This window comes from Flavobacterium melibiosi, assembly GCF_048158545.1.
Classification (GTDB): domain Bacteria; phylum Bacteroidota; class Bacteroidia; order Flavobacteriales; family Flavobacteriaceae; genus Flavobacterium; species Flavobacterium melibiosi.
In genome coordinates this window covers 172,864-191,797 of the sequence record NZ_JBLNKU010000005.1, presented here as the reverse complement: position 1 = coordinate 191,797, position 18,934 = coordinate 172,864, and the positions used below count along the sequence as shown (strand labels likewise).

Sequence of the window (18,934 nt, the reverse complement as noted above, 5' to 3'; positions counted from 1 at the left end):
GGACGGGACATGTAGTTTATAGCGAAAAATCAGATATGTTTGATAAGATAAACATGAAATGACTTGAAAAAACTGATTGTTTTTAAGTTAATTTTACTTTATATATTCTCCTCTTTTTTGGTTTTCCAAAATTGTCTTAATTCAATAAGTTTTGGTTCTCCAATATTAATTAAGCCTTTACCAGAATCTAATTTAGATAATTGAGTATTTAATCTCACTTCACTATTCACGCTACCAAGGAAGGGAATAATTCTTTTTGAAGATTTATCATTAACATTTGCGCAAATTGGGAATTGTATTTGAGACATAAAATTAAAATCACTATATATAAAATCTTGAGTTTCTTGAGCTATTAAAATTATGATTATACCCATTGACCTTAATTCTCTTAACATAGATTCAATTACAGGTCTTGCATTTTTATGTTGCAAAAAGTTTTGAGCTTCATCAATAACAATAATATGTTTTAATTCTTTAATATTATTTGTAACTATAGTATCACCAGATTTTTTAATACTATCATACATATATTTTAAAAGATTAAATGTTACAAATTGCTTAATTTCTTTTGTAACTTCAGAAGGCATTGAAATGTATGTGCTTTGATTAAAGATTGAATAAGTATCAGACTCATTATAAATTCCTGAATTTATCAATTGTTGTATTACACTTGTAGTTGTGTCAAATTTGCCTTTGTTTTTTTCTAGAATTGTTTCTAATAATTCATCTAATGTAGGGGCTTCATTATTTTCAAAATAATAATCCTTAATTTCTCTAACTAAACTTGCAGATTGAACTTGTCCAATACTTTTAAAAAAGGTTCTCAAATCACTTGCAAATGATTCTATATAATTTTGGTTACTTAAATCATAATTTTTCAAAGGACTAAAAGGAAAACCTTTTTGATGGTTAATATCAATAAAGGTTGATTTTGTTAAAGATAAAAAAGAATCAAGCTTTTCTTTTGTATCAGTTCCTTTAAAGTCAAAAAAAGTATATTTTAATTCATAATCAGTTTGTTTAGAAATTTGATAAATCAAATCAAATACAAACTGTGTTTTTCCAGATCCTGTTGTTCCTGCTATCCCAAAATGTCTACTAGTATATTCTGTTTCATCATTAATTTTAATTTTAATAGAATTGCCATCTAAATCAGTTCCAAAACAAAGTTCAATCGGTTTATTTGAACTGTTAATTTTTAAAATATTTTGAGATTCATTTTGGTTAGTAATATGAACATTTGAGCTTCTCATTAATAAACCTTTATTGATAGCTGTTAAAAGGATATCTATGTGGTCTCCTTTTGAGATGTTCCCTCTTTCAATCTTGTCATTCCAAATATTTAAACCATGATTTAAATGAAGCTTAAAAAGTTTTGAGAATTCTTCTTCAGAAGTGTTTTTATTATAATGCTGATCTAATACTGATTTAAAAATTATCGTATTACTGCTATCCCCTATAATAGTTCCAAACAAAGCTTTATCATCACGAAATTCTTTACCATCTGAACTTGGCATTACTTCATTTTCAATATCAAATATTTTACCAGAAAGCAAACTGTATGAGAATGCAATTCGAGGGACAATACCTTCATTTTTAAAATTGTATAAAGTTTTTAACTTGTATAACAATTCGTCATTTTCTCTGCTAATTTTAATTCTCATAACTTTGGAAATATCCTTTTTTTAAATTAGTATTTGCCCCATCATTTACCAATAAATAAGATTTTGAAACATTAGCTGAAATATCTTTAAATCTTTTTGGTGTAATTTCACTATTTGTTGAAAATAACACAACTTGTTCTGAAAGTGCTGGATAATATTTTTGGGTAATACTATCTCTATGTTCTTCGTCTAGTCTTCCAAGAGGCGTATCAATAAATATGGGCAAGCTTTGAATTGATTCTTTTAGAATAGCTTTTATTAAACAAGAAATATAAATCTGTTTTTCACCAGATGATAAACTTTCTTTTCTGATTTCATTATCATCCTGATCCATAAGAGTAATTTTCATCCCCTGACCAGATGCTAAAATTGTTACTTTCACATCTTCAATAAACTTACTTTGATTTTCCTCGCTATTTAGTTTATGCATCAAGGTTTTCAATTCTATAAGAATTGTTTTTTCCAAACTATCTTTATGCTTATCCTTTTGCTCATCTAAAAACAAATTTAAAACTTCAATATATTCGTTACTTTTCTTGATTTTTAGTTTGTTTTGCTCATTTATGTCAACTTTTTTGACAAGAGTAACTAATTGCTGGTTAAGTCTAACAATATCATTTTTAAGTTTCGTGATTTGTTGATGATTTTCACCTATTTTTCTGTTCTTTTCAGTTACATTATAATCGGAAGTTTCCTTTTTTGAAGAATAATCTAAAATTAATTCATCTTCTAAATCAGCATCTACTTTATTAAGTGTCTTAGTTAAATCAGAAAGTTTAATTTTTGTTTCATTGAATTCGTCAATTGTTGTTTCAAATAAATCTTTTGATTGTGTATTTATAAGATTGATAGCATCAGAAATTAATCTTTTTTCCGAGTTATTTAAATCGTGCTCAAATTCTAATTCTACATAATCATCGTTTTCTTTAAACAATTCCGAGCCTAATGATTGAGCTTTTTGGTAATAAAACATTTTGTCCTTTAAAGACATAGTTGAATTTTCTGGTTCAGGAGGTTTGTTAAAAAGTAATTCAATAAAACCTTCTATTTTTTCTAAATTTTCTTTTGAAAATATTTGGGAAGTCTCGTTTTTTTCTTGAATTTCAAGATGCTCATTTACTTCTTCTAATTTTCCTGTGAGTATCGCAAGTGGTATGATTTCACTTAGTTCATTAAATCGCTCATTTAGCTCGTCTTCTTTAATTTTGAGTTTTTCAATTTCAATTAAGATAGCCTCCCTGTCAAATATCGAATTCCCTTGCTTGCTATGTTTAGAAATTAAATTGTCATATTCCCGTATTTTCTTTTTAAGATCATCAATCTCTTTTAACTTTTCAGCGTTTTCTTCTTCAAATTTTTCAATATCAATTTCTGATATTCTAATTTCATTTTCTTTATTGGCAATTAATTCTTGTAGATTCTTTGTTGCTCCTTCTTTTTTAAGGTTATTGATGTAAAATTCGACATCATCTATAAGTGTTTCATAAGTATCTAATCCTAAAATCTTACCTAACGCATCATTGATAAAACTCCCTTCTTCTTTTATAGACAAATTTGCAATCTCCCCGATTTTCTCAGCATCAAAAAATACAAATTTTGCAGCATCAATCGGAATGATGTAATCGTTGATGAAATTAATTTTATCACTTTCTTGATCAAATATTTCAATTTTAGAAACAGCATCAATAATTGACAAAGTTTCATTCATAGTAGCTACATTAAATGTTCTTTCAATAATCACACTTTCTGTATTTGAAGACAGCGTTCTTAGTTCTGGTAATTCAATTTCTGTGATAAAAATGTTTACAGAAAAATTAGTTTTATTTTCTCTTTTCGCAGTCCAATTTATTGATTGTTGCATAAAAGACGAATAATTTTTTTCTTTTTGAATTTCTTTTTTGAAATTCTCATCTATTTGTGAAATCTTATCACCATAAAGACACCAAACAATAGATAAAAGAAAATTTGTTTTACCATATCCATTTTTTCCACCTATGATAATAATATTTTTATCAGAACTTGTTGTTAGGTCAATATTAACAGAGTTATAATATTGTCTAAAATTATTTATTTCTATATTTGAAAACTTCATTTTGTTGCTTTTTCGATTATATCATTAATTTTTTGCTGATGATAATTATTTCTTTTCAAAAGTTTTTTTGTTTTTACAGATTCGAGTAAAGTTTTTAAAGAATCATAATTGACACCTTTTAATTGACAAATATCATCTAGTCTCTTTTCTTGCAATATTTTAGTTTCTTTGATTTTCATATTTAAAATTTTGTATCGTTTTAGCTATTTCTATAAATTTTAATTCTTCATCGACTCCTAATTTAGAATCTTCGTATAGTTTTCTTTGTTTATAGAAAAAAGCATATAATTGACTTTCTTCATTTTTATTCGCTGAAGGTAATCTTTTTTCTTTTTCGATAAACTCCGTTAATTTCCTATAACCATCGTTTCTAAATAGAGTAGTTTTGTTATCTCTTAAATTAAAATTTGAAGTTATTTCTTTAATTAATTCACTTTTTGAATTATCCAGCAACCCTCTATTAATTTTACTTTTTTGAGTGTAAAGCCATCTACTTATTCTTATTTCTTCTAAAGGACAACTAAATGATGCGGGTAATTTATTATTTTTTGAAATAAAATTTGATAATTCTTGATAATTTTCTTCCCAAGTTCGTGTTATTGTTTTATCGCTTAGAAGAGAATATTCATCAAGGTTGTATTTTTTGGATTTAAGACCAATAAATGAATTTTTAAAAAAAACAAATCTATTGTTATCCTCCATTTTTAAGTTGTAAATGATACTTTTTTCATTACTCTCTGGGCGATACTGCAAAACAAAATCTGAAATATACTTAATATTCATAGGCTCTGTATAATTTGAAAGAAATTCTTCAGCAATACTTCTAATTGTCCCTCCTTTTACATTCTCCATTTCTATTTCCCATTTTTTAAGACCATAAGTACTGCTTCTACCAAAGAATATTAATGAATCAGACCTTTGACAACTACCTCTTAATGCCTCCGGATTTTTAGAAATTCCAGGATGTTTATTTTCAATAAATTTATATAGAACCTCAATTGTTGATGGTTTTCCAATCTCTTGTAATGCTTCAAAGATGTATTCAGGTAAAGTTTTAATTGAATTTCTTTCGAAAATTAAATTGTCATCTAAATCAATATAAATTTCGAATTCTTGATTTACTATTTTTTCTGCAATCTCCATAATTGAGTTGAGAATTTCTAAATTATCATTTATTAAAAAATTAGATAAGTAACTTTTAAAACTGAAATTATATGTTTCTTCAAGACGTTCATTTAATCGTTCACTAATATCATTTGCCAATGAAATAAAATCAAATTCAAGCACAAGCTCTTTTTTTACTAAATAGAAATTACTCCAATTATGCCTATTTCGAGCATTAAAATATTTTGGAAGTAAAACATCTTCATTATTACCAACAAGTTCAAATTCATAAGACCAATAGGAGTATATTAGATATATTATAAATTCTTTAGTGAAGTTTGTTTTGTTTTGATTATTAATGGCTTCTATTTGAGTATCATTTATCTCAATGTAATATTGAGTATTATCGATATTATATTTTTCAAGTAAATTATCATCAAAGTTTTGGATAAAAAGTAGTTTGTTAAATAACTCTTCAAAAATTTTTTTTCTAACTTGTCTAACTCTTTCTCGAGTTAAGTCTACTTCTTTTGCTATTTCATCAAGCGTTAGTTCAGGAGAATTAAGATAAATTTTTAAAGCTTTTGTTAAGATTTTAGTTTGATTTTTATCGTAAAAAGCATTTTGATTTATTAGAAAATTCGTTAATTGAAATATTGATTCGGATTCTAGTATTTCACTTGGGATATTAGATAATGAAAATGTATTCTGAATTAGAAATTTATTTTTTAGCGAGATTAAATATTTATCATTTTCATTTTTACTTACTTCAATTATAAAATCTTCTACAATATTGATGTATACTTCAAGTTCATAAACTGAAAGAGCACCAACATTTCTTATTTTTTTTACATCAAAACCATCTTCAAATAATATTTTATCTGCAAAATTTTTAATTTTCAAATTATCTTCCAATAATGCTTTTATGGCATTTTGACTTCTAATTGAAAGACTATTTGTATTTACTTGAATAAAGCTATTTATTACTTCCCTTTGATTTCTGGATAATTCAGAAATAATTATTTTGAATTTATTTTCGATTTTGAACTGAAAATTTGCCTCAAAACCAAAATCAATGTTTTTATATTTGTTATATAATTCAGTTAACTCTTCATTTGATCTTTTGCCACAATTCCTGAGTTTATTGAAAGACCTATTTTCACGATAAAATTCAATTATTTCTTTAAGAGTTTCAAGTCCATTATATCTACAGACGTTATAGGAACGAACACTTATGTTTTCATTTTTATAAATTTCGTCTATTGTCATTTAATTTTATATTTTTTACTTATTTAAATGTATTTTCTTCTTAAGAAGTTTATTATTTTAAGCATTTACTTAAATAATGCTATGCTATATCTTAGATTTAAGTTTAAAAAAAAAACTGAAAAATGCATTATGATTTTTCTGTAAAAATAGCCAAAACAATCCTAGCTTAAGAATTATCTTATTAACATGATTTTGTTAGTTTACAAATTACAACCTCTTTTTTTGCTATACTTTACGGTTTCCCGTAAATGAGAGATAATTTTTAATAAATAAATTTTATCTTAAGTTTTTTGTGAGCTTATGAATTGCTTAAAAAACCGGTTGGTGTTTTTTTAGTATCATTTGACATTTTAGTATCTTTCGCAGCTGACTAAAAAATTAAACTAGAATTAGATTAAAAAAACAACTAAATGAAATACAACAGATGTGGAAAAAGTGGTTTGTTGCTGCCACAAATTTCTTTGGGATTATGGCACAACTTCGGTTCGGTGGATAGTTTCGAAAATGGAGAAAACATTGTCAAAGCAGCTTTTGATGAAGGAATTACCCATTTTGATTTGGCGAATAATTACGGTCCGGTTCCGGGTTCGGCAGAAACTAATTTTGGAAAAATCCTGAAGAATAACTTTCAAGGAAACCTGCGTGATGAATTGGTGATTACTACTAAAGCCGGTTACACTATGTGGGATGGTCCTTATGGCGACTGGGGTTCACGTAAATATTTGTTGTCGAGTTTAGACCAGAGTTTGAAGCGAATGAATTTGGATTATGTGGATATTTTTTATTCGCATCGTTTTGACCCGGAAACGCCTTTGGAAGAAACCATGATGGCTTTGGATTATGCCGTGCGAAGCGGGAAAGCGTTGTATGCTGGAATTTCTAATTATAATGCGGAACAAACCAGAGAAGCCACCGAAATCCTAAAACGATTAGGAACACCTTGCCTGATTCATCAAGTAAAATACTCGATGTTTGTTAGAGAACCAGAAGAGGGTTTACTGGACGTTCTGGAAGAAAAAGGAGTGGGATGTATTGCTTTTTCGCCTTTGGCACAAGGACTTTTAACGGATAAATACCTGAAAGGAATTCCGGAAAATTCAAGAGCTTCGAATCCAAATGGACATTTGCAATTAGAAGAAGTTTCTGAAGCAAAAGTGCAAAAGATTATAGCGTTGAACGAAATAGCGAAAGGACGAAATCAGTCTTTGGCACAAATGGCTTTGGCTTGGTTATTAAAAGACAACCGAATCACTTCTGTTTTGATTGGTGCCAGTTCTGTTAGTCAATTAAATAATAATATTGACAGTCTACAAAATCTGGATTTTTCCAAAGAGGAACTAGAGAAGATTGAAGGGGTTTTGGGATATTAAAAAAGATGAAAGTTAACTTTTACTCTTTTTTAATATGATTTTCAGACATAGTAATCGCAATGATTCCAACACCAATTATCAAAAAATAATTAATTAAAACGCTAATTGTAAGAATTTAACGTTTTTTTATTTATTTTTAAACTGTTTAAAACTAATTTTTTAAAAGATTGAAAGCATTCCTATTTAGTAGTAGTATTAATTTCTAAAAATTAAATTATGAATAGAAAAGAATTTTTTGCAAGAGCAGGATTTGGAGCTGCGGCTGTTTTATTGCCGGCTTGTATAGCAGGGTTGTCATCTAGTTGTTCCAGTGATGACTCTTTGTCTCCAACTCCAGCACCTACTGGTGTCGATTTCAACGTAGATGTTAGTTCAGGAACATTAGCCACTAATGGAGGATTCATGGTTACAAATGGAATTGTTATCGCAAAAACCCTTGCCGGATCTTTTATTGCAGTTTCAGCCGCATGTACCCATGAAGGAACAAATGTAAATTATAATTCAAGCGGAAATAATTTTATTTGTCCAAATCATAACTCAGAATTTACTAGCGTTGGAGTTGTTACCAAAGGACCGGCAACCAGTAATTTAAAACAATATAATACCTCTTTAAGTGGAAATACACTTAGGGTTTATTCCTAATAATTCTTCAGTTTTTCAGAATCATTAATTTTTTTTTAAGTCAGTATAAACATGTAATTTATAGATAATAAAAACGTATTAAACAGTCTAAAATTAGTAATTACAACTGTTTAATACGTTTATGTGACTAATAAATACTTCTCTTTTTTGAGGATCTGACATAAATTAACGCTAAGTCACATATTCATATGCAATAGTCATTGCTTGTAAAATAATGGCTAAACCTTTCTCAATTTATTCCTCATTTTAATCATTTGTAGAAACAATAAAATATTTATCCCAACGATAAGGAGTATACTTCAAATTCTCTTAATTTAGCACCAATCTTTTAATCTCTTTATTAGTATTCAAAGAAGTCGTCAATTTATGCAGAAAAAAATGTTAGGGAAATACAGGATACAAACACCTTTAGCGGAACATGCAAAACAGCAGGCGGAATTACAAGCCATTGTGTTTCCAACATTGTCTAAAGACGAATTAATCACTGAAGAAAAATACAAAAAACATCTGGAGATTTTTCCTGAAGGACAGTTTGTCGTTTTAGACGGTGATAAAGTGATTGCTTCTTCAACAACTTTACGTCAAAATTATCACAAAGGGCCGCATACTTTTTTAGAGATTTCTGATAATTTATGGTTAGGAACCCATGACCCAAATGCGGATTGGATTTACGGATTAGACATGTCTGTTCATCCTCATTATCAGGGAAAAGGAATTGGAAGGGAGATTTACAATGCCAGACAAAATCTTGCAAAACAGTTGGGTTGTAAAGGACAAATGACTGCCGGAATGCCTATTGATTTTGATAAGGTGAAAGATCAAATGACTATTCTTGAATATTGCAATAAATTAATGAAAGGCGAAATCATAGATTCAACTGTAACGGCTCAAACCAAATGTGGGTTTATTCTAATAGAACCTTTATTGGAGTATTTAGACGATTCTCGAAGCGGAAATTGTGCGATACTAATGTTTTGGCCTTTGGATTCAAATACCGAATTAAGCCAGATATAGTATTCAGTCTCACTAATAATAGGGCCTTTAAACAAAAAACATTTTTATAATGATATTCAAATCAATAAACCCATTTTCAAGAGCGATTATTGCAGAGCATGAGGTGTTGACGAATGCAAAATTGAATCAAAAACTGAAAATATCAGAAAGTGCTTTTAAGAATTGGCGAAATACGTCTTTTCAGGAGAGGGCAGATAAAATGAAAAAATTGGCTCATGTCCTGAGAGCAAATAAGGATGGATTAGGATTACTCATTACCAATGAAATGGGTAAAATTTTATCCGAAGGTATTTCTGAAGTTGAAAAATCAGCTGGAAATTGTGATTTTTATGCGGAGAATGCAGAAAAAATGCTGAAGGAGCAGCAGTATGATACGCCTTTCAGAAGCCTGTCGGTTTATGATCCAATGGGAGCCGTTTTTGCGATTATGCCTTGGAATTATCCTTTTTGGCAAGTACTTCGTTATGCCGCACCGGCAATTATGGCGGGCAATGTGACACTTTTGAAACATGCACCAAATGTTATTGGCTGTGCCAAAGCTATTGAAAATGCATTTTTGGAAGCTGGTTTTCCCGAAGGTGTTTTTCAACAAATAACCATTGATATTGCACAAGTGGAAAGTGTAATCGCTTCAGATATTGTCTGTGGTGTAACTTTGACAGGGAGTGAAATGGCAGGTTCTTCGGTAGCTTCATTGGCTGGAAAACACATTAAAAAGTCGGTAATGGAATTAGGTGGCTCAGACGCTTTTATAGTTTTGAATGATGCCAATCTTGAAAAAGCGGCGACAGTTGCAACACAATCCAGAATGTTAAATGCGGGTCAGGCTTGTATTTGTGCCAAACGTATTATTGTAGCCGAAAAAGTGGCTGATGAATTTGCTGCTCTTTTTGCCCAAAAAATTAACGCATTGCAGCAAGGAAATCCATTGCAGAACGGCATCAATATGGGGCCTTTGGCCAGATTGGATTTGGCCGAAAAATTGAGTAATCAATTGGGAAAAGCATTACAGCAAGGCGCTAAATTAATAGTAGGGGGAATGCGAGAAGACTGCAATTTCCAACCGACATTAATTGATTTTGTGGATTCAAATAACATAGCTTTTCAGGAGGAAATTTTTGGACCATTGGCAACCATAATCAGAGCTAAAGATGAAAATGATGCTGTTGCCATTGCCAATAATCATAGATATGGTTTGGCATCGGCAATTTGGACAGAAGACCGTGAAAAGGGGTACAGATTGGCTAGAAAAATTGAAGCAGGAAATGTTTTCATAAATTCATTGGTACGATCTGATTCCAGAATTCCATTTGGAGGAATTAAAAAATCAGGCTATGGAAGAGAATTATCGGATATTGGAATAAAAGAATTTATGAATATGAAATCGATAATTATTGAATAAATATAACTAATAATAGGAATCAAATTTTAAGATTAACAACCAAAAACAAGCATGAAAAAAGCAATACTTATTTTTATATCAATGTTGATGAGTAATATACTATTTGCTCAAGAAAGAGTCATAGATACCGTAAAATCCCCAAAAAATTGGGACATAAATCTCGATATTGCAAGTCGTTATGTTTGGAGAGGACAATCTTGGGGTGGTAAATATCCTGTCGCACAATTGTATGGGAATTATAATGTGAATGATAAATTCGCTGTGGGTTTTTGGACAACACACAATTTCAAAAAAGAATATTATGATGCAAATGGAGCTTCAAAAGGGTACCAAGAGTTGGATTTTATTCTTAATTATGCCTTTACAGATTATTTAACGCTTTCATTGCAGGATTATTATTGGCCATCTACAGACAAACAAGAAGGCGTTTCAAATGATTTTTTCAATTTTGGGAATGACGGATCGCAATCAATTGATTTGCAGCTTCTGTTTGATTTTTCTGAAAAAGGGGTGCCAATTTGGGTTACTTTAAGCACCTTAATCGCAGGGAATGATTTTAGATATAAAGATGAAAATGATGAAAAAGGAAAACAAAATTTTACTACTTATATGGAAATTGGTTATGATTTTGAAGCTCCTTTAGGATTGAATATATCTCCTGTTGTGGGAGCTGTCCTTAATAATAAAGCTGAATATTATACTTTTGCCGATTATAATAAACCCTCATTTGTTAACCTGGGATGCACGGTGTCAAAAGACATACAGGTAAGCGAAAGTATTACCATGCCAATTTGGTTAAATTATACTTATAATGCAGCTTCAAATAAAGCTAATTTGGAACCATTTGGAACCCAATTTTTAGTAGCAGGTGTGACTTTTACGTACTAAGGAAACCAAAATTAGAATTTATAAAAAAGAGCCCGTCTGCGATTTAGACAGGCTCTTTCGGTATTGATGCACTACTTTCTGAAAAGAAAGAAGTACTACTAGTAAGTATAGGTGACTGCTTTAAGGTTGTCGGTTTTATTCGATAAGATTACAATAAATTGATTTCCCCTGAGTGCGGCATTTTCTTTTAGTCTTTTTTTACCCATTTCTAATAGTGAAAGTCTTGATTGACCTTTAATTTTACCAAAAAAACTATTTATAGTATCAACTTCTTTTAAACCGATAGTTTCTGATTCTTTTAGTACAACCACTTTTTTAAAGTCTGATTTTGCCGATGCATGAATTTTTTCAGATATAATCTGAGAATTTATTTTTGATTTTTCATTTAATTGTGCAACAGCATATTTACTGATTTTTTTTTCTTCTACACTTTCCGGTGCGGAATAGTAAATTATATTATTTTTAATTTTAATAAAGTTAATTTCTAATTTTTCACCATTGTGTTTAGTTATTTCATGTGTTTGCGCTAGTAATGGAGCTGTTACGAATACAGCTATTGCAATTAATAAATTTTTCATTTTTAATAAGTATAGGTATGGGATAATAGTACCTTTTTTAAAGGTACCTATAGTATTTTTTAGATAAATAATATAGCGCTATACTTGCGGAGGAGGTGTCAGATTTTCAGAGAAGAATTCTTTGCTATTGAATAGGTATGCAGTATTGTTTTTTTTCTTTAAAAACGAAATTGTGGTACAATTTAAAGTCTCAATTTTATTTATAAACTGGGTTTTTAATTCGTTTTCGACCTTGTTTTCACCATCACTTTTTTCAGTTAGTTCATAAAAACTGTATTGTTCATCTTCAATAATCACAGCTAGTTGGTCACTAATCCATATAAAGGAAAATGTAGCCAATACGAATAAAAAGAGTAATTTAATTAGGCTGTTATTCATAACTGAAATTTAATGCGGAACAATAGAGTTTTCAAAACTGGTTCTTTTAGTGTTACAGTAGTAAGAGGTCTTATTTTAGATGTTACAAAATCATTTAAAAAAATCGCCCGAAGGCGATTTTTTAGAATTTTAATTGATATACTTGATCCAAATCTTTTTCTGAACTGATATTGACTTCTAAATCCGTTACAAAACCGGAATTTAGTCCATAAACCCAACCATGTAACGTTAGATCTTGTCCGTTTTTCCAAGCTGATTGCACAATGGATGTTTTGGCTAAATCAAAAACCTGTTCCTTTACGTTGAGTTCTACAAACTTATTGAAACGATCCGTTTCGTCAACAATGGAATCCAAATAGTTATGATGTAAGCGATATACATTTTTTATGTGTCGAATCCAATTATCAATAATGCCAATTGAATCGTTCCCCATTGCAGCCTTTATACCTCCGCAGCCGTAATGTCCGCAAACAAGTACATGTTTTACTTTTAAAACGTTTACAGCATAATCCAGTACACTAAGCATATTCATATCAGTATGGACTACCATATTGGCAATATTTCTATGAACGAATACTTCGCCAGGTTTTGCTCCTACGATTTCATTAGCGGGAACTCTACTGTCAGAACAACCAATCCATAATAATGGCGGTGTTTGGCCTTTAGCTAAATCTTCAAAGTAATTTGGATCTTTGGCTAAAGAAGTTTCTACCCATATTTTATTGTTGTCTAATATTTTTTTATAAAAATCGCTCATTTTTTGTTTTGTTAAAATTAGTAAAATCAACTTTTCTTCTACTTAGTATAATTAGTGAGAAGTAAAAAGAGATTGATTAAAGATTTGTTATTTGTGGTTTAATCATGAAATTCTTCAATAGTGATTTCTTTTTTGATTGTTTTTCTTTTTGCTGCATCATAATAGTGCTCAAAAGTAACTTTGTTTGCCGTCTCTTCACTATTTTCTAACTGATATGCTTTTTTAAATCCTTTAAGCTTCACTTTTATATTATCATCTTTAGCTTTTATGGTTTTAAATTCATGGATTAAATCTAAAATGTCATGGGCTATGTAAACCGTATCCTGTGCATTAATAATTACTTTGGAATTTTCAGGAATATGATTTAATGTTAACTTGATTGCTGCTTTATTTAAAAAAGAAACTTCTTGTGCTAAATCGATGTGAATCACATCGCCATCTGCATACTCTTCTTTTCTAAAATAGTATGCTCGTTTGAGGTTACCTCTCAAAATAAATATAATACTAATTACAATCCCCAGAGCAACACCTTTTAATAAATCTGTGAATACAACGGCTAATAAAGTAGCAATAAAAGGTATAAATTGATATTTTCCTTTTTCCCAAAAATGCTTGAATGTCGATGGCTTAGCCAATTTATATCCCACTAATAGCAATATCGCTGCTAACGTAGCCAATGGGATTTTATTCAAGAGTAGTGGAATTGTAACAACGCTGACCAATAACAACAGGCCATGAATAATAGCGGACATTTTTGATTTTGCACCAGCATTATTATTCGCAGATGAACGAACAACAACCGAAGTCATTGGTAGACCACCTAAAAGAGAGCTGATGATATTTCCAATTCCCTGTGCTTTTAACTCTACATTGGTATCAGTGTAGCGTTTTTGAACATCCATTCTGTCAGATGCTTCAATACACAATAAAGTTTCTATTGAAGCAACAATGGCAATGGTCAAACCTACAACCCAGACTTTAGGATTAGTTATTCCAGAAAAATTAGGAGTAACTATAATTTGTTTGAATTCTTCAAAAGTCGTCGGAACCGGTAATGAAACCAAATGTTCTTTGGCTATAGCTAAAGAGCTTCCAGTTAAAGTGAAAATTTCATTCAGAACAACGCCAATTACAACAGCTATAAGTGCACCTGGAATTAATTTTAATTTTTTCAAAAAAGGAACCTTATCCCAGGCAATCAATATGATTAGTGAGATTATAGTAATTATTATGGAACCCAATTGAACATAGTTAAATATGCCGAATAATGCCGAAAACGTATTGCTTCCATCCATTTGCATAAAAGATTGGTCACCCTCAAAATCGCTGTCGTAGCCAAAGGCATGCGGCAGTTGTTTCATAATTATAATAATTCCAATTCCGGCTAACATTCCTTCAATAACATTTGTAGGAAAATAATTTGAAATAGTTCCTGCTTTGATAAATCCCAATCCCAATTGGATTAAACCTGCAATAAAAACTGCGGTTAAAAAAATATCAAAAGCACCTAGATCAGTAATTGCCGTAAGAACAATAGCTGTTAAACCAGCCGCGGGTCCGGATACACTTATATGTGATTTACTCAGATAACCTACAATTATCCCGCCTATAACGCCAGAGATAATTCCCGAAAATAACGGTGCACCAGAAGCCATCGCAATACCTAAACACAATGGGAGCGCCACCAAAAAAACCACTAAACCAGACGCAAAATCAGATTTAAGGTTAGTAAAAAGGTTGATTTTTTTTGTCATAATACCTTACTAAAAATTAAACACAAAAGACTTGCTCACATTACAAAAAAATGAGAGATTTGGATTATAAAATATTAAAATCCATGATGGTTTAAACCTGTTCGGGTGGGGGTATGAATATAGTAGAAGCAATTGTATCGTGTTTGGACAAATTCTCTGATTGGATCAGGCTTGAAGTTGGTCCTAATAAATTGATTCCTTCGTAAGAAGTATTATAATGAACAATTGCTTTAATCTGCTTATGCGCTTGTTCTTCCTCAGAAAAACCATAGAAAATAGAAGTGTCAGCACTTTTCTCTATCACACAAACAATAGTTGGTGTTAAAAGAAAAGCGACAAAAACAAACATTAATATTTGTGCAATTAGCTTCATTACGGCAAAAATAGAGTTTAACGGATGAAATCAAAACTACTTCTTTTAAATTTAAAATAAAATTAACATTTGTTGGGCTCCATAAAAAGGAATATTTCTAAAAATACGTTTTTAGAATAGTCTATAATCTTAAAAAAATCATGGTTTACCTTTTTTGATAAATGCAAAAATGATTTTAAAGGAATGAAAGTCTTTACCGGTTTTTGTTTTTTTGAATTATCGTTTTATGGAACAGGATTGAGATATTAATCAGGTATTTTATTTAGAATTGGATATTTTGGTAGTTAAAAAAAAGCTGCGAATAGCGTGATTATTTTTTTTGATTAAATTTAAATTTTACTATGAGGTATGTTTTTTTAGGGGGTAAATGTGTTTTTTGCTTGTTTAAAATAAGTAAAAAACTCTTATTATTGTATGTTTTTTAGTTTAATATGTAAAAAAATAGGGTATTTGTAAATAAATGAATTATGAAATTTTTAAAATATCTTACAAAAAAGATGGAAATATATATTATTTCGGAATGTTTTTTTGTTATCGATAATTCTTATCAAAAAGAGTCAAATAAGTAATTATTATTTATTCAAGTAAAATAAAAGTTAATAAATTCGCCTCAGGAAAAAGGGTTTTACATACTAAATGAATAAGTATGAAAACAGTTTTTGATTTTAAATAATACGACAAATTGCTATAGAGAAAAAGATAATATCCAATACCAAATTAATAATTAATAAATTAAAACTAAACTAAAGATGAAAAAAGCAGGACTAATTTTAGCATTAATGCTAACGACGAGCATGACATTTGCACAAGATACACCAGCACCAGCCACTACTTTTGCAGGATCGGCAGATATGTATTATAAATATGATTTTTCTAATCAACAAGGTAATGGTTTAACAAGTTTTACAGGTTCACATAATTCATTTGAATTGGGAATGGCATCTATAGAAGCTTCGCACAAAATGGGGAAAGCATCTGTTTTTGTAGATTTAGGTTTTGGTAGCAGAGCAAGTGAATTTACTTATAATGATGCTGCTAATACTTTTATGATTAAACAATTAAACTTTACGTATGAGTTTTCAGATAAGTTCAAAGTGACAGCAGGTAGTTTTGGAACCCATATTGGGTATGAGCTATTAGATGCTGTTGACAACAAAAACTATAGTATGTCTTATGCTTTTACAAACGGACCGTTTTTTAATACTGGTGTTAAAGCGCAATATACTGCAGGCAAGTTCAGTATTATGGCGGGAGTTACTAACCCAACCGATTTTAAATCTGCACTTGATGCAGGTTCTACTCAAAAAACATTTATCGGTCAATTAGGATATGTTGGAGATACAGGAAGTGCATACTTTAACGTAACTTCAGGAAGCAGTAACCCTTCTTCTGATGCAAATGTAACCCAGTTTGATTTTGTAGGCTCTAAAAAGATAAGCGATGCATTCTCTTTAGGATTTAATGGTACTTATGCTATGTATGCTGATGATTTTGATAGTACTTTAGATGGAGAATGGTTCTCATTAGTAGGGTATGCTAGTTATGCTGTTAAAGATAATGTTAGCTTAGCTTACAGATTGGAATATTTTGATGATAAAGATGGACTTAAGTCTGTAGGTGGAAATATACTTGGAAATACTTTATCGTTAAACTATAAAGTAGGGAACCTTACTATTATTCCTGAGATTAGATATGACAGTTCATCTGAAGATACTTTCTTTGATAGCGATGCTATTCCGACAAGTTCAAACGCATATGTTTTACTTGCGACAACTTATACATTCTAATAAAAGTAATATTTTTTTTTTGCTGTCAAGATACTTTTAAGTATTTTGGCAGCTTTTTTATTTACTGTAAGTGGAGACTTTTTATGTGGTGTTAGTTCAGGAAAGAAGTTCGATAACATAACGTCTTTTTGAGTCTTGTAAAAATAGTTTTGTTTTCATGAAGCTTTTAGGTGTTTTCCAGCTTTTTTTTCTTGAATTTAAAAGGGAAAGAGTTTGTTAAAAAAGAGGTTTAATGATAAAATGTCTCTTTGAGTCTTGTAAGAATCGTTTTGCTTTCAGGAAGCTGTTAAGTGTTTTGGTAACTTTTTTATTGATAATCTCTCCTCTATAAGTTGTTTGAAAAGAGATTTAATAGCAAAGCGTCTTTTTGAATAATTCAAAAAGACGCTTTGCTTTAGTACTTGGGAAGGAATAAGTTATTGTTTCTTATAAATAGAATAGATAATATTCTTCGTGTTTTCATCTACGACGTCATCAACTTGAGATTGAACATAATGTAGTTTAAATGCCGTGATTGCTGCCAAAAGATTCTTTGTGTCGTATCCTATAATTTGTAATCCTTGCTGCACATTAAAATCGACAGGAGCAGTTTCTAATATTTCATCAGACCAAACTCCAAATCCTTTTTCAGCTAAAATTTTCCAAGGGAACAAAGCACTGGGATCTTTTTTTCTGGTAGGAGCAATATCGGAATGGCCAATGATGTTTTGGGCAGGAATATTATAGTCTTTTTTTAATTTAGTCAATAGTGCCAGTAGACTATTCATCTGTAATTCAGTAAAAGGCTCTGTGCCGTTGTTATCGAGTTCAATTCCTATTGATGTCGAATTGATATCGGTATTTCTTCCCCATGAACCCGTACCGGCATGCCAGGCTCTCAGATAATCATTCAACATATGAACTACTTTGCCATTGTCAGAAATTACATAATGAGCACTTACTTGCGTTTCAATTTTTGTAAATGTTTTTACAGTTTGTTGAAGCGAGTCTTGGGCAGTATGATGTAGAATTATGAAGTTAGGCTTTCGCAAATTAAAATTCACGGTGCCTATCCATTCTGTAGTAATGCCATTTTGCAAAGGAGTAGATCCCATTTTTGAAATAGAATCTTTAAAAATATGCAATTGTTTCGCATATAAAGTATCGATGCTTATTGCTGTTTGGGCAATAGATGGCAAGGGTTGTGACTCTTTGGTTGAAATCTGATCCTTTAATGTTTTGAGTTTTGCGTCATATACTTTTTCACTGGCTTTGTAAGGATTAGTAGAGCAAGATGCAATTATAACAGCCGAAATCAGGTAGTAAAAGGATTTTCTCATATTTAAATTGCATTTTTATGTTTCAAAATACGGATTATCTGTTTTTTTTGGATTTCTTTGGATTTTTACTTTCTTGAGAAAATATTTTGTATTTTTCTTTTTGATCGTCATTTAATAATTCCACAATCTTTCTTTCTGTATTTTCAGAAAGTATTTGGATATTTTTTATTTGATCGCTTTGATTTGTTTCTTGTTTTAGTATAACTCCTTGTTGTTTTATGCTTTCTGTAAGTATGTTTGCAATAGCAATTTCCTGAAGTTCGTCAAGAACTAGGGCTGGTTTTAGTCTGACCATAATTTTACCAACAGTTTCTTCAACGGGAATTTCTTTTGGTTTTTCCTGACTTCTTGTTTGATCCATTCCGCTATTCATGCGACCGCTTCCATAACCATTTCTGCCATAGCCACCTCCGCCATAGCTGTTATTTCCGTATTGTGCGAAAATGGTGTTTATAGATAATAACATAAATGCGCCCACTAATAATGACTGAACTATTTTCATATTAAATATTTTAAAAAGGATTTCAAAAACTATATAACAAA

General features: G+C 30.3%; 17 protein-coding genes. 6 read left to right on the top strand and 11 right to left on the bottom strand.

Features of this window, described 5'->3' with window-relative positions; translation table 11 throughout:
• Positions 1 to 98: 98 nt before the first annotated feature.
• The 4 genes from ACM55F_RS08285 to ACM55F_RS08270 are packed head-to-tail and all read right to left on the bottom strand — an operon-like array spanning position 99 to position 6,129.
• On the bottom strand, positions 99 to 1,664 hold the full coding sequence (locus tag ACM55F_RS08285) for a DndE family protein (RefSeq protein ID WP_416853341.1): 1,566 nt from the start codon (positions 1,662 to 1,664) through the stop codon (positions 99 to 101).
• The gene (gene dndD, locus ACM55F_RS08280) at positions 1,654 to 3,756 is read right to left on the bottom strand and encodes a DNA sulfur modification protein DndD (RefSeq protein ID WP_416853340.1); all 2,103 of its coding nucleotides are present in this window, start codon (positions 3,754 to 3,756) and stop codon (positions 1,654 to 1,656) included. Before dndD ends, ACM55F_RS08285 begins: the two co-directional genes overlap by 11 nt.
• Positions 3,753 to 3,935 (bottom strand): DNA modification system-associated small protein, encoded by a 183-nt coding sequence (locus ACM55F_RS08275; protein ID WP_315188335.1) that lies wholly within the window; start codon positions 3,933 to 3,935, stop codon positions 3,753 to 3,755. Before ACM55F_RS08275 ends, dndD begins: the two co-directional genes overlap by 4 nt.
• Positions 3,916 to 6,129 (bottom strand): helicase associated domain-containing protein, encoded by a 2,214-nt coding sequence (locus ACM55F_RS08270; RefSeq protein WP_416853339.1) that lies wholly within the window; start codon positions 6,127 to 6,129, stop codon positions 3,916 to 3,918. The genes ACM55F_RS08275 and ACM55F_RS08270 overlap by 20 nt, the downstream gene beginning before the upstream one ends.
• A gap of 410 nt (positions 6,130 to 6,539) precedes the next feature.
• On the opposite strand from ACM55F_RS08270, the gene ACM55F_RS08265 reads away from it, so the two are divergent.
• From ACM55F_RS08265 to ACM55F_RS08245, 5 genes are all read left to right on the top strand, one after another.
• Entirely contained in the window at positions 6,540 to 7,499 is a 960-nt protein-coding gene (locus tag ACM55F_RS08265) for an aldo/keto reductase (RefSeq protein WP_416853338.1), read from the top strand.
• Between the two features lie 216 nt (positions 7,500 to 7,715).
• The gene (locus tag ACM55F_RS08260) at positions 7,716 to 8,141 is read left to right on the top strand and encodes a QcrA and Rieske domain-containing protein (RefSeq protein ID WP_416853337.1); all 426 of its coding nucleotides are present in this window, start codon (positions 7,716 to 7,718) and stop codon (positions 8,139 to 8,141) included.
• A gap of 366 nt (positions 8,142 to 8,507) precedes the next feature.
• The gene (locus ACM55F_RS08255; protein WP_416853336.1) at positions 8,508 to 9,155 is read left to right on the top strand and encodes a GNAT family N-acetyltransferase; all 648 of its coding nucleotides are present in this window, start codon (positions 8,508 to 8,510) and stop codon (positions 9,153 to 9,155) included.
• A 49-nt stretch (positions 9,156 to 9,204) separates the two neighbouring features.
• Entirely contained in the window at positions 9,205 to 10,557 is a 1,353-nt protein-coding gene (locus ACM55F_RS08250) for an NAD-dependent succinate-semialdehyde dehydrogenase (protein ID WP_416853335.1), read from the top strand.
• A gap of 51 nt (positions 10,558 to 10,608) precedes the next feature.
• A complete protein-coding gene (locus ACM55F_RS08245; protein ID WP_416853334.1) occupies positions 10,609 to 11,445 on the top strand; it encodes a hypothetical protein in 837 nt (278 codons plus the stop codon).
• A 98-nt stretch (positions 11,446 to 11,543) separates the two neighbouring features.
• Here ACM55F_RS08245 and ACM55F_RS08240 read toward each other — a convergent pair whose 3' ends face one another.
• From ACM55F_RS08240 to ACM55F_RS08220, 5 genes are all read right to left on the bottom strand, one after another.
• Positions 11,544 to 12,023 carry a hypothetical protein gene (locus ACM55F_RS08240; RefSeq protein WP_416853333.1) on the bottom strand — a complete coding sequence of 160 codons (480 nt, stop codon included), beginning with the start codon at positions 12,021 to 12,023 and terminating at the stop codon, positions 11,544 to 11,546.
• Between the two features lie 78 nt (positions 12,024 to 12,101).
• Entirely contained in the window at positions 12,102 to 12,401 is a 300-nt protein-coding gene (locus ACM55F_RS08235) for a hypothetical protein (RefSeq protein WP_416853332.1), read from the bottom strand.
• A 121-nt stretch (positions 12,402 to 12,522) separates the two neighbouring features.
• Positions 12,523 to 13,158: a carbonate dehydratase gene (can, locus tag ACM55F_RS08230; RefSeq protein ID WP_416853331.1), complete on the bottom strand. Its 636-nt coding sequence runs from the start codon at positions 13,156 to 13,158 to the stop codon at positions 12,523 to 12,525.
• 98 nt (positions 13,159 to 13,256) lie between these two features.
• Positions 13,257 to 14,912, bottom strand: coding sequence for a SulP family inorganic anion transporter (locus ACM55F_RS08225; RefSeq protein WP_416853330.1), 1,656 nt, complete (start codon positions 14,910 to 14,912; stop codon positions 13,257 to 13,259).
• Between the two features lie 91 nt (positions 14,913 to 15,003).
• Positions 15,004 to 15,285, bottom strand: coding sequence for a hypothetical protein (locus tag ACM55F_RS08220; RefSeq protein ID WP_416853329.1), 282 nt, complete (start codon positions 15,283 to 15,285; stop codon positions 15,004 to 15,006).
• A 749-nt stretch (positions 15,286 to 16,034) separates the two neighbouring features.
• On the opposite strand from ACM55F_RS08220, the gene ACM55F_RS08215 reads away from it, so the two are divergent.
• The gene (locus ACM55F_RS08215) at positions 16,035 to 17,072 is read left to right on the top strand and encodes an outer membrane beta-barrel protein (RefSeq protein WP_416853328.1); all 1,038 of its coding nucleotides are present in this window, start codon (positions 16,035 to 16,037) and stop codon (positions 17,070 to 17,072) included.
• A gap of 416 nt (positions 17,073 to 17,488) precedes the next feature.
• Here the strand turns inward: ACM55F_RS08215 and ACM55F_RS08210 are convergent, their stop codons facing one another.
• Together ACM55F_RS08210 and ACM55F_RS08205 are read right to left on the bottom strand one after the other, a co-directional pair.
• Complete coding sequence (locus tag ACM55F_RS08210) at positions 17,489 to 18,391, bottom strand: N-acetylmuramoyl-L-alanine amidase (protein WP_416853327.1); 903 nt, start codon at positions 18,389 to 18,391, stop codon at positions 17,489 to 17,491.
• 34 nt (positions 18,392 to 18,425) lie between these two features.
• The gene (locus tag ACM55F_RS08205; protein WP_416853326.1) at positions 18,426 to 18,893 is read right to left on the bottom strand and encodes a hypothetical protein; all 468 of its coding nucleotides are present in this window, start codon (positions 18,891 to 18,893) and stop codon (positions 18,426 to 18,428) included.
• Between the last annotated feature and the right edge of the window lie 41 nt (positions 18,894 to 18,934).

What these genes read in the sequence shown, in the direction of transcription:
- ACM55F_RS08285 (WP_416853341.1), bottom strand. Translation starts at nt 1,664, where the DNA reads ATGAGAATTAAAATTAGCAGAGAAAATGACGAATTGTTATACAAGTTA.
- dndD (WP_416853340.1), bottom strand. Translation starts at nt 3,756, where the DNA reads ATGAAGTTTTCAAATATAGAAATAAATAATTTTAGACAATATTATAAC.
- ACM55F_RS08275 (WP_315188335.1), bottom strand. Translation starts at nt 3,935, where the DNA reads ATGAAAATCAAAGAAACTAAAATATTGCAAGAAAAGAGACTAGATGAT.
- ACM55F_RS08270 (WP_416853339.1), bottom strand. Translation starts at nt 6,129, where the DNA reads ATGACAATAGACGAAATTTATAAAAATGAAAACATAAGTGTTCGTTCC.
- ACM55F_RS08265 (WP_416853338.1), top strand. Translation starts at nt 6,540, where the DNA reads ATGAAATACAACAGATGTGGAAAAAGTGGTTTGTTGCTGCCACAAATT.
- ACM55F_RS08260 (WP_416853337.1), top strand. Translation starts at nt 7,716, where the DNA reads ATGAATAGAAAAGAATTTTTTGCAAGAGCAGGATTTGGAGCTGCGGCT.
- ACM55F_RS08255 (WP_416853336.1), top strand. Translation starts at nt 8,508, where the DNA reads ATGCAGAAAAAAATGTTAGGGAAATACAGGATACAAACACCTTTAGCG.
- ACM55F_RS08250 (WP_416853335.1), top strand. Translation starts at nt 9,205, where the DNA reads ATGATATTCAAATCAATAAACCCATTTTCAAGAGCGATTATTGCAGAG.
- ACM55F_RS08245 (WP_416853334.1), top strand. Translation starts at nt 10,609, where the DNA reads ATGAAAAAAGCAATACTTATTTTTATATCAATGTTGATGAGTAATATA.
- ACM55F_RS08240 (WP_416853333.1), bottom strand. Translation starts at nt 12,023, where the DNA reads ATGAAAAATTTATTAATTGCAATAGCTGTATTCGTAACAGCTCCATTA.
- ACM55F_RS08235 (WP_416853332.1), bottom strand. Translation starts at nt 12,401, where the DNA reads ATGAATAACAGCCTAATTAAATTACTCTTTTTATTCGTATTGGCTACA.
- can (WP_416853331.1), bottom strand. Translation starts at nt 13,158, where the DNA reads ATGAGCGATTTTTATAAAAAAATATTAGACAACAATAAAATATGGGTA.
- ACM55F_RS08225 (WP_416853330.1), bottom strand. Translation starts at nt 14,912, where the DNA reads ATGACAAAAAAAATCAACCTTTTTACTAACCTTAAATCTGATTTTGCG.
- ACM55F_RS08220 (WP_416853329.1), bottom strand. Translation starts at nt 15,285, where the DNA reads ATGAAGCTAATTGCACAAATATTAATGTTTGTTTTTGTCGCTTTTCTT.
- ACM55F_RS08215 (WP_416853328.1), top strand. Translation starts at nt 16,035, where the DNA reads ATGAAAAAAGCAGGACTAATTTTAGCATTAATGCTAACGACGAGCATG.
- ACM55F_RS08210 (WP_416853327.1), bottom strand. Translation starts at nt 18,391, where the DNA reads ATGAGAAAATCCTTTTACTACCTGATTTCGGCTGTTATAATTGCATCT.
- ACM55F_RS08205 (WP_416853326.1), bottom strand. Translation starts at nt 18,893, where the DNA reads ATGAAAATAGTTCAGTCATTATTAGTGGGCGCATTTATGTTATTATCT.